Origin of the sequence: Pseudomonas sp. MWU347 (assembly GCF_017947305.1) — a bacterium.
GTDB lineage: Bacteria > Pseudomonadota > Gammaproteobacteria > Pseudomonadales > Pseudomonadaceae > Aquipseudomonas > Aquipseudomonas putida_A.
Genome location: NZ_JAFGZB010000004.1, coordinates 525628 through 539217, shown reverse-complemented (window position 1 = coordinate 539217; position 13590 = coordinate 525628). Strand labels below are relative to the sequence as shown.

The following is a 13590-nucleotide window of genomic DNA, read 5'->3' as shown; positions in this document are numbered from 1 at the left end:
TACCTCAGCCGTTGGGCCCTACTGTCGCAACGATGGTCACTTGCTTGTTGTCCGGAATTTCCTGATAGGCCAGCACGTGCAGCCCCGGGACTGCGAGGCGACCGAAACGCGAGAGCATCGCGCGGATCGGGCCTGCTACCAACAGGATCACCGGTTGACCTTGCATTTCCTGGCGCTGCGCCGCTTCGATAAGCGAACGCTGCAGCTTCTCGGCCATGCTTGGCTCCAGCAGAACGCCCTCTTCAGAGCCTTGTCCTGCCTTCTGCAGACTATTGAGCAATATTTGTTCCAACCTTGGTTCCAAGGTGATCACAGGCAGCTCGGAGTCAGTGCCTACAATGCTTTGGACGATGGCGCGGGATACGCCAACGCGTACTGCGGCGACCAAGGCGGCGGTATCTTGACTCTTGGCGGCGTTGTTGGCGATAGCCTCGGCAATGCTGCGGATGTCGCGTACCGGCACGTGTTCGGCGAGCAACGCCTGCAGCACTTTGAGCAACTGCGACAGCGAAACCACCCCCGGCACCAGCTCTTCAGCCAGTTTCGGCGAGCTTTTGGCCAGCAATTGCATGAGTTGCTGCACTTCCTCGTGGCCGATCAGCTCGCTGGAGTGCTTGTACAGAATCTGGTTCAAGTGCGTCGCGACCACGGTACTGGCGTCGACCACGGTGTAACCGAGCGATTGCGCCTGGGCGCGCTGGCTGACTTCGATCCACACCGCCTCCAGGCCGAAAGCCGGATCTTTGGCGGTAATGCCGTTGAGCGTGCCGTAGACCTGCCCCGGGTTGATCGCCAGTTCGCGATCCGGGTAGATCTCGGCTTCGGCGAGGATCACCCCCATCAGGGTCAGGCGATAGGCGCTCGGCGCCAGATCGAGGTTGTCGCGAATGTGCACGGTCGGCATCAGGAAGCCCAGATCCTGCGAGAGCTTCTTGCGCACACCCTTGATCCGCGCCAGCAACTGCCCGCCCTGATTGCGATCCACCAACGGGATCAGGCGGTAACCGACTTCCAGGCCGATCATGTCGATCGGCGTCACGTCATCCCAGCCCAGCTCCTTGGTTTCCATGGCGCGGGCCGGCGACGGCAGCAGTTCCTGCTGACGCTGAACTTCTTGCAGCGCCTGCACCTTGGCGACGTTCTGCTTTTTCCAGAACAGATACGCGCCACCGGCAGCCAGCGCGGCCATGCTCAGGAACGAGAAGTGCGGCATGCCCGGGACGAGACCCATGACCGCCATCAAACCAGCGGCCACCGCCAGCGCTTTTGGCGAGGCGAACATCTGCCGATTGATCTGCTTGCCCATGTCTTCCGAACCGGAAGCACGGGTCACCATGATCGCCGCCGCTGTCGATAACAACAGTGATGGCAATTGCGCCACCAAACCGTCACCGATGGTCAGCAAGGCGTACACCTTGCCCGCGTCGGCGAAGGTCATGTTGTGCTGGAAGATACCGACAGCCATACCGCCGATGAGGTTGATAAACAGAATCAGCAGGCCGGCAATGGCGTCACCACGGACGAACTTGCTGGCACCGTCCATCGAACCGTAGAACTCAGCCTCTTGGGCGACTTCCTGACGGCGCGCCTTAGCCTGGTTCTGGTCGATCAGACCGGCGTTGAGGTCGGCGTCGATCGCCATTTGCTTGCCGGGCATCGCATCAAGGGTGAAGCGCGCGCTCACCTCGGAAATCCGCCCGGCACCCTTGGTCACCACGACGAAGTTGATGATCATCAGGATCGCGAACACCACGATACCGACCACGTAGTTACCGCCGATCACCACTTCGCCGAAGGCCTGAATCACCTTACCGGCGGCGGCGTGGCCGTCCTGACCGTGGAGCATCACCACCCGCGTCGAGGCCACGTTCAACGCCAGCCGCAGCAGCGTCGCCACCAGCAGAATGGTCGGGAACACCGCGAAATCCAGCGGCCGCAGCGCATACACGCAGACCAGCAGGACGACGATCGACAGGGCGATGTTGAAGGTGAAAAACACGTCCAGCAGGAACGGCGGCACCGGCAACATCATCATCGCCAGCATGACCAGCAGCAACAACGGCACGCCCAGATTGCCTCGACTGAGGTCGGCAACATTCGAGCGAGCAGTGTTGAATAACTGAGAGCGATCCACCGGTTTTCCCCGTTCCTTTAAAGCAAACTTTTGACGCCCAAAGCAGGCGCACGGCGGCTACTGCAAGAAGCCTTCCAACTTTTGCCGGGGATTGAAATTGAGGTTTGCTTCAGGGGAAGTGTCTTGAGAGAAGCTGGGCGCCATGGAGCCGACCGCAAAACAGACGCAGGACGGCTATCACCATTAGCAGTGAACAAAAATCAGAAAAACCCGCGCACTCACGGATACCCGGCAGTCAAAATTTGCTCTGGATTTATCGCACCAAGACGCAAATCGCGGCCCACCAGATAGCGCGTACCCTTACGGATCGGACTCCCTCCCACGTCGACAAACGCTTCCTCAGAATAGCCTAATGTCACGATTTCCTCAGGCTGATGAAAAGGATCTTCGGGGTATGCCTTCAACACAATCAGTGCCCAGACAAAGTAAATGTCCGGCACATCCTGCGGCTCGATCTTCCGTTCGACCTCCGGCTCGACCTCCCATCGAAAGTCCTGCCCACCCGTGACCTGTAACTGATCACCGACCATGTGAAATTGTGGTTTGTGATAACGCGCCAGTAGGCCGGTGCCATTGCTACTCCATGTATCGGAGTAGTTGTTGGGCGAAGAGAAAACTCTGACCAACTCTTCAACAGTACCAATGTTGCCAGCGGCACTATTGAATCGGTTGTAGAGACTATGGTGGGCTACCCCGTCCAACCTTGGCTTGATCGCATTGATATACGAATCGAGATAGCCCGGCACATACGCATTGCTCATGTGCACGAAATGCGTGAAGTCCAACATCGCCTTAAAAGTGAACGTGCAAGCGATATGATCAGACTCTTTCGCCACCGACCCGGAAACGAACTCGAACCTCATTCCTTCAAGCTTTTTGTAGTTCTCTTGCATGACCTTCTCCTTGGCGAATGTTAAAGACAGGTCAGAAGGCGAATTGCCCGTGAAACCTGCCAAGGAACATGGAATAGCTGAATGCCCTTTGTGTCCACTGTCAGAACTAACAGGTAGAGGTCTTTTTCAGACAAGCGGAGGGCCGCTGTCTTTTGATTTATCAGGAATCGCGCCGCAATGAACACAGATAGGGGGTATCACACCGATCCCCTGTGGGAGTGGGCTTGCTCGCGAAGAAGCCATCCGCGACACCACAGAATCATGCGCAGCACCTTTAAACGCTAGCGTTTAAAAGACACCTCCAGACACGCCTTGCGGGCTACATATTCTTGCGCCATTGCCTACAGCTACGCCAGAATCCGCCGGCTTGTGCGCCTTGGGGTCGGGTTCTATTGTGGGTCGGTCGCTGACGAATCAGCGATCGGGTCTCGCAGCCCGCTGATTTCTAGACGCACAACTTCCGTCCTCGTTTTATGGCGGCTGTACGTGGGAGACCTTTGGGTCTGCCGGTTCTAGAGTCCCGGTCTGCGACCCGCGTATAGCTGCCACCTCCCTTTCGTATCGCAGCGAAATGTGGCAGCTCCGTCGACTCTAGGAGCTTCAGCATGATCAAACCAACACCCAACCCACCCGAAACCGACGCCACCTCCCCCTACGAATCCCTCGATTCAAAAAAGCTCCACGAAGCCGCCGACCGCGCCCTCGACCACTACCTCTGCTCGCCCGGCGCCACGCCCATTCAACGTAAAACCCGTTCGATGTACGCCGTGACCGCAGACTTCAAAAACGAAGAACTGCTGGCCGATGCCTGCGAAACACTCGCCTCGGCCAGAACCATCGCCAATGACTTCGCCCATCTGATACCGGCGTCGCAGCGCAGGACGCTGCTGGGCATCGCGCAACTGATCATGCTCGGCGAGCTGGCGGTGAATCGGGCGCTGGATAATCTGCAGTTGCCGCAGTAGCAGGGATCTGTGACAAGCCCTGAGTGAGGCGTTGTGGCTGCTGACGTCTTCGCGGGCAAGCCCGCTCCCACAGGTTCGGCGTGTAGCACAGGTTTGTGATCGACCCCAATCCCTGTGGGAGCGGGCTTGCTCGCGAAAGCGGCCTCACAGCCGACACATGTCTTCAGGCTTAAAAAACCGCCACCTCATTTAACCGGGCGGCGGTTTGTCGCCTCTTTCCTTCAGCCCACATGACCACTTGTCGGAAACCCGCCAGCACCTGTTAGATCTGACAGGTGCCTAATTCCTCCAACGCGCGCTCAATAACTCCGTCACCCAGCCCCCCGACCGGAGTTCGCCAGATGTCCAGCAAGCAAACCCCTCAAGCCCTCAGACCTCCGTATCTTCCGGCACTGGTCAACCTCAGCCCTGCCGAACACTATGACGGCGGCATACCCATCAGAGCCGTGGAAGGCGATCTGCAAGGCATCATCCCCGCCTGGCTGACCATGTCCATTGGCGATCTGGCCGAGGTGTTCTGGGACAATGACAGCGCCGCGGTCTGGAGCAAGACCTTAGAGCACGATGCCGAGCTCAACCAGGACCTGGTTTTCACCATTGCCAAGGGCCAGGTACTTGAGGGGGATGCCACGCCAGTGTTCTACCGGATCACGCGCAAGAACCAGGGCGCCCCGGAGGACTCGAAACCGGTCATGACCCTGCTGGTCAAACTCACGCGTCCCGGGGGGTACGATGACATTCCCGGCGATGACGGCCACTCCGATCTCAAGTTCTCCCTCTCCCACCACGAGGTCGATGAAACCTTGCCGCCCAGCGGGGTGACGATGCACATCGTGCCTTACCGCAACCTCACCCGATACGACCGCATTCTCGCCCGCTGGGGCAGCCAGCAAGTGGTGCATGTCGTTACGCCGGAACAGGCCCAGGACCCGATCAGAAACCCGATCGAGGTTGTCTTCAGCCGCGCCGTTATCGACGCCGCCGGGGACGGTGATCGTGTCGCGGTGGCTTATCAGGTCATTGACCGCTGCGGTAATTACCCGGACGAACGTGCGCCGTGGTCAGCGACGCGTGAATTGCTGGTGGACCTGGGGGGCAATCGGCTGGACGAACCGCAGGTGCTGGTCAACGGCATTCCAACCGACAGCATCGACCTCGACCAGCTCGGGGATGAGGATGTGACCGCCCGCGTTTACATCACCATGGACGATTTTTCGGTGGGCGACAAGGTGCTCCTGACCTGGATCGGCACCCCGGCGCAAGGCTCGCAGATCATCGTCGGGCCGCTGGAGAAAGAGGTGTCGTACGTGCCCTTACAACTCGATTTCCCCATCCCCAACGCCGCCGTCAAAGCCATTGCCAAAGGCGCAGCCTCGGTCGGCTATGTGCGCCGTCGCAGCGATGAAGGCGACCGCCGCTCAAAAAATGCCAGCGTCACCGTGATTGGCGACATCAGCCAGTTAGTCGCCCCCACCGTCGACGAGGCACCGGGCGGAACGTTGCCACCCGAAACGCCTTGGGCGACTGTGCAGATCCCTTGGTATCCCGGTCGCAACAGCAGCGACCTGCTCAACCTGATCTGGTGGGCCCAGGCGCCCGGTAACGACACCGTTTATTACGAAGATCCCCGCCCGGTCGGCAACGTAGCGGACAATCAGCCCGTCCTGCGCAGCGTGAGCAATGCCGAAATCCAGCGTTTCAATGGCCTGAACGTCAAGGTCTATTACGTCGTCACCAACAGCGAAACGGGGCTGTTGAGCGTTCGCGAGTCGCTGCCGTTCATGATGCAGGTCGGCGTCGCCCTGCCGACGTTCGACCGGCCGGAAGTCGAGGGCGCAGATGCCAACGACGTGCTCGATCCGGACAACGTGCCACCCACCGGTGCCACGCTGGTGGTGCCGTACCTCGGCACCCGCGACAAGGATCGTGTGAACTACCGTTGGCGCGGCTCTGCCAGCGGCGGTAGCGTCAGTAGTCATGTCGACCTGATCCCTGCTACCGCTGGCCGGCCTGTGCGCATTACCGTGGAAAAAAAATATGTAACCCCCAACCTGAACGGTACGGTGGTTGCCGATTACAGCATTCAGCGGGCGGGCGAGACGCTGGGGCATTCTCATGAGTTGACGTTGCGCATCGAGACGGCGCTGGGGGAGCTGCCGCCACCGTTCCTTGTAGCACCGGCCAAAGATCCGATTGATGTCCTGGCCTACCCGGACGGGGTGACGGTGCGCATCGAATACCCAGAAGCATTGAGCGGCGACCAGGCATGCCTGGAGGAAGACAATCCACCGGCAGGTTGGCCGCCGTTTCCGTTGGTGGAATTCAACAGCAACAAGCGAGTGAACACACTGTTGAGCCCCGCATTCCTAGCGGCGCGACATGGAACGGTGATCGAGCTGCGCGGGAACTTGTATCGCAACGGTGGCCACGCTGGCCAATCAGACGCGATCAAGGTGAGACTGCTGAAAATTATCGATGAAGACCCGCGTCTTCCTACACCTAATATCGACGGCAACACCAGTAAAGAGTTGAGCGTTCAAGACCTCACAACAGACGCACGGATTCTCGCGGAAAGATGGCCGTTGTTCGAACCAGGACAACCGATCTGGGCAACCTGTAGAGGCTTTGACAAGAACGGCGAGCCGATAACCAACGACGTCAGGTCGGGAGAGCCCAATGATTCGCCGGATGGATTGTCCCTGGCGGCTCCGATTGAGTGGTTAAAAGAACTGAAGGACGGAACTGAGCTGACGATCAGCGTGAAAGTAAATCTTGACGGAATAGCCAGTGAGTTGACCGCGACAGCCTGCCCACCTCGAATCTATAGCCTTAGAGGCACCCAGAGAGATGAAAACTTTGATAATGTCCCCCCTCAACTTATAGGGCCATTGGAAACTTTAGATACTGGTGCGATAAGTATCATTAATCAAAGCTCAACAGGATCACTAAAAATCGTCACATTTAATAGGGATAGCGCTTCAGGGGCGATAGAAGGAAACGTGTTAATTAACGAGAGCGCTGTAACCAAATTCAGGATAGAGCTCAAAGCCCCCGTGCAAAAATTAAGCTTTTACTACGCAGACGTTCAAGCCACCCTCGGAAAGATCCTGTTCTATGGCCCAGAGGGATATATAGACGAAAGACCACTAATCAGCAGCGCAGGTATTTCACAGTTAATTTTCTCCGCGGCGAACATCAATTACATTGAATTTTATAACGGAGGCGAAGAACAAGTAATTTTCGATAACTTTATGTTCAACTGATTTCTGTAAGCGCCTCAATTGGGGCGCTTGAAACCCGCTCGATATACGCCGTGACCGCAGACTTCAAAAACGAAGAACTGCTGGCCGATGCCTGCGAAACACTCGCTTCAGCCAGAACAATCGCCAATGACTTCGCCCACCTCATACCGGCGTCGCAGCGCAGGACGCTGCTGGGCATTGCGCAACTGATCATGCTCGGCGAGCTGGCGGTGAATCGGGCGCTGGATAATCTGCAGTTGCCGGGCTAAGAAGGCAGGCAAGAACCTGTGGCGAGGGGATTCATCCCCGATCGGTTGCGCAGCAGCCGTAAACCCTGAACTCGCGGTATTTCTGAAAATTTGCAGTGACAGGATTTGGGTCTGCTGCGCAGCCCAGCGGGAGCAAGCTCCCTCGCCACAGTGACTGCGGCAGGAGCCGACGTTTCATTGGGTCAGGCGGGGAGCTGGCGGTGAATCGGGCGCTGGATAATCTGGAATCGCCGGGCTAAGAAGGCAGGCAAGAACCTGTGGCGAGGGGATTCATCCCCGATCGGTTGCGCAGCAGCCGTAAACCCTGAACTCGCGGTATTTCTGAAAATTTGCAGTGACAGGATTTGGGTCTGCTGCGCAACCCAGCGGGAGCAAGCTCCCTCGCCACAGTGACTGCGGCAGGAGCCGACGTTTCATTGGTTCAGGCGGGGGAGCTGGCGGTGAATCGGGCGCTGGATAATCTGCAGTTGCCGGGCTAAGAAGGCAGGCAAGAACCTGTGGCGAGGGGATTCATCCCCGATCGGCTGCGCAGCAGTCGTAAAACCTGAACTCGCGGTATTTCTGAAAATTTGCAGTGACAGGATTTGGGTCTGCTGCGCAGCCCAGCGGGAGCAAGCTCCCTCGCCACAGTGACTGCGGCAGGAGCCGACGTTTCATTGGGTCAGGCGGGGGAGCTGGCGGTGAATCGAGCGCTGGATAATCTGGAATCGCCGGGCTAAGAAGGCAGGCAAGAACCTGTGGCGAGGGGATTCATCCCCGATCGGTTGCGCAGCAGCCGTAAACCCTGAACTCGCGGTATTTCTGAAAGATTGAAGTCTGGGGCCGCTGTGCAGCCCATCGGGGATAAATCCCCTCACCACAATGACTGCGGCAGGAGCCGACGTTTCATTGGGTCAGGCGGGGGAGCTGGCGGTGAATCGGGCGCTGGATAATCTGGAATTACCGGGCTAAGAAGGCAGGCAAGAACCTGTGGCGAGGGAGCTTGCTCCCGCTCGGCTGCGCAGCAGTCGTAAAACCTGAACTCGCGGTATTTCTGAAAGATTGAAGTCTGGGGCCGCTGCGCAGCCCATCGGGGATGAATCCCCTCACCACAATGACCGCGGCAGGAGCTGAAATATCTTTGGGTCAGGCATAAAAAAACCGCCACCCCGTTCAATCGGGATGGCGGTTTTTTACTGCGTTACTGTCAAGTCAGGAATCGCGCCGCAGATCCGGCGGGATCGGCAAATCGTCCTTGAGTGGATCCGGGCGTTTGCCCTTGCCGGCGCGGTACTGGCGGATCTGGTAGACGTAGGCCAATACCTGGGCGACCGCCAGGTACAGGCCACCGGGGATTTCCTGCTCGAGTTCGGTGGAGTAGTAGATCGAGCGCGCCAGCCCCGGCGATTCGAGGAGCATGACGTTGTTGGCGACGGCGATTTCGCGGATCTTCAGCGCGAGGAAGTCGCTGCCCTTGGCCAGCAGCACTGGCGCGCCGCCCTTCTCCGAGTCGTACTTGAGCGCGACGGCGTAGTGGGTCGGGTTGGTGATGACCACGTCGGCGTCGGGAATCGCCGCCATCATCCGCCGCTGCGACATCTCGCGCTGGGTCTGGCGGATGCGCTGCTTGACCTCCGGCCGGCCTTCCTGATCCTTGTGCTCGTCGCGCACTTCCTGCTTGGTCATCAGCAGTTTCTTGTGGGCTTCCCAGAGCTGCACCGGGACATCGACGGCGGCAATGATGATCAGACCGCAGGCCAGCCACAACGTACTCCAGCCGACCAGCGTGACACTGTGAATGATCGCCATTTCCAGCGGCTCGTGGGCGATACGCAGCAAATCATCGACGTCCGCCGACAACACCACCAACGCCACCCCGAGGGTGATCAGAAACTTGGCCAGCGCCTTGAGCAGCTCGACCACAGCCTTGAACGAGAACATCCGCTTCAGGCCCGAGGCCGGGTTCATCCGGCTGAATTTGGGCGCCATGGAGCCGGCGGCAAACAGCCAGCCACCGAGGGAGATCGGCCCGATCAATGCCGCCAGCAACAGGGTGATCATGATCGGCTGGATCGCCAACAGCGCCATCTGACCGGACTGCAACAGGAACCTGCCCATGGCCCCCTGATCCATGACCACCTCGCGCGAAAGGGTGAAGTTCAGGCGCATAAGCTCCATCAGGTCTTCGGCCAGCATGCCGCCGAACACCAGCAGCGCACCGGCACCGGCCATCATCACGGCGAGGGTGTTGAGCTCTTTGGAACGGGCAATCTCGCCCTTCTCACGAGAGTCCTTTTTCCGTTTGTCCGTGGGGTCTTCTGTTTTGTCCTGACCGCTTTCGCTCTCTGCCATGGCTCAGCGCGCCCGTGCCAGTTCGCGTAACAACTGCAAGGCCTCGGAGGCCAGCGGTTGATACTGATTGAGGATATCCGCCAGACCGACCCAGACGATGAACAGGCCCAGCACCAGGGTCAGCGGGAAACCGATGGAGAAAATGTTCAGTTGCGGCGCGGCGCGGGTCATCACACCGAAGGCGATGTTGACCACCAGCAGCGCGGTGACCGCCGGCAGCACCAGCAACAACGCCGCCCCGAGAACCCAGCCAAGCTTGCCGGCCAGCTCCCAGTATTGCGCCGTCATCAATCCGCCCCCGACCGGCAGCGTGGTGAAGCTTTCGGTGAGCACTTCGAAGACCACCAGGTGGCCGTTCATCGACAGGAACAGCAAGGTCACCAGCATGGTGAAGAACTGCCCGATCACCGCCACCGAGACGCCGTTGGCCGGGTCAACCATCGAGGCGAAGCCCATGCCCATCTGGATCGCGACAATCTGCCCGGCCACGGCAAACGCCTGGAAAAACAGTTGCAGGGAAAACCCCAGCACCGCACCCACCAGAATCTGCTCGGCAATCAGTAACCAGCCACTGAGAGCAAGCGGACTGACATCCGGCATCGGCGGCAGCCCCGGGGCAATGCATACGGTGATGGCCACGGCGAAATACAGGCGTATCCGCCGCGACACCAACGTGGTGCCGAACACCGGCATGACCATCAGCATCGAGGCGACGCGAAACAGTGGCAACATGAACGACGCCACCCAGGTACTGATCTGGGTGTCGGTCAGCTGAAGCAGCGATTGCATGGCTTAGCCGATGACCATCGGAATGTTTTTGTACAACTGAATGATGTATTCCATGAACGTCTGCACGATCCACGGGCCGGCGACGATCAGCGTCACCAGCATCACCAGCAGACGCGGCAGGAAGCTCAGGGTCTGTTCGTTGATCTGCGTGGCGGCCTGGAACATCGCCACCAGCAGGCCGACCAACAGGCTCGGCACCACCAGAATCGCGACCATCAAAGTGGTCAGCCACAGCGCTTCACGAAAGATATCGACCGCAACTTCCGGCGTCATGGCGAGACACCTCCGAAACTGCTGGCCAGGGTGCCGATGATCAGCGCCCAGCCATCCACCAGCACGAACAGCATGATCTTGAACGGCAGTGAAATGATCAGCGGCGAGAGCATCATCATACCCATCGCCATCAGCACACTGGCCACGACCAGGTCGATGATCAGGAACGGGATGAAGATCATGAAGCCGATCTGGAAGGCGGTTTTAAGCTCGGAGGTGACGAACGCCGGCACCAGAATCGTCAGTGGCGCCTGATCCGGCGTGGCGATGTCAGTGCGCTTGGACAGACGCATGAACAGCTCCAGATCGCTGGTGCGGGTCTGGGCGAGCATGAAGTCCTTGATCGGTACCTGAGCCTTTTCCACCGCCTGCTGCGCGGTGAGTTTTTCCGCCAGGTACGGCTGCAGCGCATCGTTGTTCACCCGGTCGAACACCGGGGCCATGATGAACATGGTGAGGAACAGGGACATGCCGGTAAGGATCTGGTTCGACGGCGTCTGTTGCAGGCCGAGGGCCTGACGCAGGATCGAGAAGACGATGATGATCCGGGTGAAACTGGTCATCAGAATCACGGCCGCCGGAATAAAGCTCAGGGCGGTCATGATCAGCAGGATCTGCAGGCTGACCGAATACTCCTGCGCGCCGTCGGCGTTGGTGCCCAGCGTGATCGCCGGAATCGACAACGGATCGGCGGCGAATGCCAGCGGCGCGGCCAGCATCAGGGCCAGCGTCAAGACGATGCGTAGCGCACCCATTACTTCTTATCCTTCTGATCCTTGCCGAGAATCTTCAGCAGATGCTGGGCAAATTCCGGGGTCGCTTTTTCGCTGCTGCTCGGCACTGGCACCGGTTCCTTGAGCACGTGCAGCGCGGTGATGGTGCCAGGGCTCAAGCCGAGCAGAATCTGCTCGTTGCCGACCTGCACCAGCATCAACCGGTCACGCGGACCGAGTGCGCGGGAGCCGATCAGCTCGATCACCTGGCCCTTGCCCGCCGGCCCTGCCTGCTGCACCCGGCGCAGCAGCCAGGCGAGGAAGAAGATCAAGCCCAGCACCAGCAACAGACCGAACACCAGTTGCGTCAGTTGCCCGGCCACGCCGCTGCTGACCATCGGCGCGGTGGCAGCAGGCACGGTGGTCGCCGTCGACGGCTCGGCGGCCAGCACGCTCAATGGCAGTGCCAGCAAAGCCCAGAGAAACCGTTTCACTCAGCGCAGCTTCTTGATGCGTTCGCTTGGGCTGATCACGTCGGTCAGGCGGATGCCGAACTTCTCGTTGACCACCACCACTTCACCGTGCGCGATCAGGGTGCCGTTGACCAGCACGTCCAGCGGCTCGCCGGCCAGACGATCGAGCTCGATCACCGAACCCTGGTTCAGTTGCAGCAGGTTGCGGATGTTGATATCGGTGCTGCCCACTTCCATCGAGATCGACACCGGGATGTCGAGGATCACGTCCAGGTTCGGACCGTCCAGGGTCACCGGATCGTTGTTCTTCGGCACGCTGCCGAACTCTTCCATCGGCAGACGGTTGGAGCTTGCAGCGCCAGCGTCGGCGGCCAGCAGCGCGTCGATGTCAGCCTGGCTGCCATCACCGGTCTCTTCCAGGGCCGCAGCCCATTCGTCGGCCAGTGCCTGATCGTCCTGGGCATTCATTTCGTCGTTCATCATGTGTCCTCGGCGGGCAACAATTCAGTTAAATACGTGGGGGAAAAGCGCCGCTTCAGCGACGCTCGATCGGCTCGATCACCTGCAACGCGAGGTTGCCTTTGTGCGAGCCCATCTTGACCTTGAAGGCCGGTACGCCGTTGGCGCGCATGATCATGTCTTCCGGCATCTCGACCGGGATCACATCCCCCGGCTGCATGTGCAGGATGTCGCGCAGCTTCAACTGGCGGCGGGCCACGGTGGCGCCGATCGGCACGTCGACATCGAGCACGTCCTGACGCAGGGCATTGACCCAGCGCTCGTCCTGATCGTCGAGGTCCGACTGGAAACCGGCGTCGAGCATTTCGCGCACCGGCTCGATCATCGAGTACGGCATGGTTACGTGCAGGTCACCGCCGCCGCCATCGAGTTCGATGTGGAAAGTGGAGACCACGATCGCTTCGCTCGGGCCGACGATGTTGGCCATGGCCGGGTTCACTTCCGAGTTGATGTACTCGAAATTGACTTCCATGATCGCCTGCCAGGCTTCCTTCAGATCGACGAACGCCTGCTCCAGTACCATGCGCACCACACGCAGTTCGGTCGGGGTGAATTCACGCCCTTCGATCTTGGCGTGACGGCCGTCGCCGCCGAAGAAGTTGTCCACCAGCTTGAACACCAGTTTGGCGTCGAGGATGAACAGCGCGGTGCCGCGCAACGGTTTGATCTTGACCAGGTTGAGGCTGGTCGGTACGTACAGCGAGTGCACGTATTCGCCGAACTTCATCACCTGGACGCCACCGACGGCAACGTCTGCCGAGCGGCGCAGCATGTTGAACATGCTGATGCGGGTGTAACGGGCAAAACGCTCGTTGATCATCTCCAGAGTCGGCATGCGTCCACGGACGATGCGATCCTGGCTGGTCAGGTCGTAGCTTTTGACACTGCCGGGTTCGGCAGCGTTATCGGTCTGTACCAGACCATCGTCGACACCATGCAACAGCGCGTCGATTTCATCCTGGGACAGCAGATCCTGCACGGCCATGTCG

General features: G+C 59.4%; 11 protein-coding genes and 1 pseudogene. 3 read left to right on the top strand and 9 right to left on the bottom strand.

Annotated elements, in window-relative coordinates; genetic code table 11:
- Window positions 1-4: 4 nt before the first annotated feature.
- Both flhA and KCG87_RS11725 read right to left on the bottom strand, forming a co-directional pair.
- Complete coding sequence (gene flhA / locus KCG87_RS11730; RefSeq protein WP_027613918.1) at window positions 5-2134, bottom strand: flagellar biosynthesis protein FlhA; 2130 nt, start codon at window positions 2132-2134, stop codon at window positions 5-7.
- 218 nt (window positions 2135-2352) lie between these two features.
- Window positions 2353-3027, bottom strand: a complete 675-nt coding sequence (locus KCG87_RS11725) for a hypothetical protein (RefSeq protein ID WP_210559220.1) — start codon at window positions 3025-3027, stop codon at window positions 2353-2355.
- 605 nt (window positions 3028-3632) lie between these two features.
- Between KCG87_RS11725 and KCG87_RS11720 the strand changes: the two genes are divergently transcribed.
- From KCG87_RS11720 to KCG87_RS11710, 3 genes and pseudogenes are all read left to right on the top strand, one after another.
- Window positions 3633-3992 (top strand): hypothetical protein, encoded by a 360-nt coding sequence (locus KCG87_RS11720; protein ID WP_097090135.1) that lies wholly within the window; start codon window positions 3633-3635, stop codon window positions 3990-3992.
- Window positions 3993-4333: 341 nt separating this feature from the next.
- Window positions 4334-7255, top strand: coding sequence for a hypothetical protein (locus tag KCG87_RS11715; RefSeq protein WP_210559221.1), 2922 nt, complete (start codon window positions 4334-4336; stop codon window positions 7253-7255).
- Window positions 7256-7284: 29 nt separating this feature from the next.
- Window positions 7285-7503, top strand: a pseudogene (locus KCG87_RS11710) (hypothetical protein); the annotation flags it as partial.
- 1191 nt (window positions 7504-8694) lie between these two features.
- On the opposite strand, the gene flhB reads toward KCG87_RS11710, so the two are convergent.
- From flhB to fliM, 7 genes are read right to left on the bottom strand one after another with little or no spacing between them, the layout of a single operon-like run.
- Window positions 8695-9834, bottom strand: a complete 1140-nt coding sequence (gene flhB, locus KCG87_RS11705) for a flagellar biosynthesis protein FlhB (protein WP_210557788.1) — start codon at window positions 9832-9834, stop codon at window positions 8695-8697.
- A gap of 3 nt (window positions 9835-9837) precedes the next feature.
- Window positions 9838-10623: a flagellar biosynthetic protein FliR gene (gene fliR, locus KCG87_RS11700; protein ID WP_027613914.1), complete on the bottom strand. Its 786-nt coding sequence runs from the start codon at window positions 10621-10623 to the stop codon at window positions 9838-9840.
- A gap of 3 nt (window positions 10624-10626) precedes the next feature.
- Window positions 10627-10896, bottom strand: a complete 270-nt coding sequence (fliQ, locus tag KCG87_RS11695; RefSeq protein WP_007920026.1) for a flagellar biosynthesis protein FliQ — start codon at window positions 10894-10896, stop codon at window positions 10627-10629.
- Window positions 10893-11651: a flagellar type III secretion system pore protein FliP gene (gene fliP / locus KCG87_RS11690; RefSeq protein WP_210557790.1), complete on the bottom strand. Its 759-nt coding sequence runs from the start codon at window positions 11649-11651 to the stop codon at window positions 10893-10895. The genes fliQ and fliP overlap by 4 nt, the downstream gene beginning before the upstream one ends.
- On the bottom strand, window positions 11651-12103 hold the full coding sequence (gene fliO / locus KCG87_RS11685; protein ID WP_027613913.1) for a flagellar biosynthetic protein FliO: 453 nt from the start codon (window positions 12101-12103) through the stop codon (window positions 11651-11653). The genes fliP and fliO overlap by 1 nt, the downstream gene beginning before the upstream one ends.
- Window positions 12104-12565, bottom strand: a complete 462-nt coding sequence (fliN, locus tag KCG87_RS11680; protein ID WP_164747895.1) for a flagellar motor switch protein FliN — start codon at window positions 12563-12565, stop codon at window positions 12104-12106. It lies immediately after the preceding gene.
- Window positions 12566-12617: 52 nt separating this feature from the next.
- Entirely contained in the window at window positions 12618-13586 is a 969-nt protein-coding gene (gene fliM, locus KCG87_RS11675; protein ID WP_003222890.1) for a flagellar motor switch protein FliM, read from the bottom strand.
- Window positions 13587-13590 lie beyond the last annotated feature (4 nt).

Coding starts and splice junctions, on each gene's coding strand:
- KCG87_RS11725 (WP_210559220.1), bottom strand. CDS start 3,027: ATGCAAGAGAACTACAAAAAGCTTGAAGGAATGAGGTTCGAGTTCGTT.
- KCG87_RS11720 (WP_097090135.1), top strand. CDS start 3,633: ATGATCAAACCAACACCCAACCCACCCGAAACCGACGCCACCTCCCCC.
- KCG87_RS11715 (WP_210559221.1), top strand. CDS start 4,334: ATGTCCAGCAAGCAAACCCCTCAAGCCCTCAGACCTCCGTATCTTCCG.
- flhB (WP_210557788.1), bottom strand. CDS start 9,834: ATGGCAGAGAGCGAAAGCGGTCAGGACAAAACAGAAGACCCCACGGAC.
- fliR (WP_027613914.1), bottom strand. CDS start 10,623: ATGCAATCGCTGCTTCAGCTGACCGACACCCAGATCAGTACCTGGGTG.
- fliQ (WP_007920026.1), bottom strand. CDS start 10,896: ATGACGCCGGAAGTTGCGGTCGATATCTTTCGTGAAGCGCTGTGGCTG.
- fliP (WP_210557790.1), bottom strand. CDS start 11,651: ATGGGTGCGCTACGCATCGTCTTGACGCTGGCCCTGATGCTGGCCGCG.
- fliN (WP_164747895.1), bottom strand. CDS start 12,565: ATGATGAACGACGAAATGAATGCCCAGGACGATCAGGCACTGGCCGAC.
- fliM (WP_003222890.1), bottom strand. CDS start 13,586: ATGGCCGTGCAGGATCTGCTGTCCCAGGATGAAATCGACGCGCTGTTG.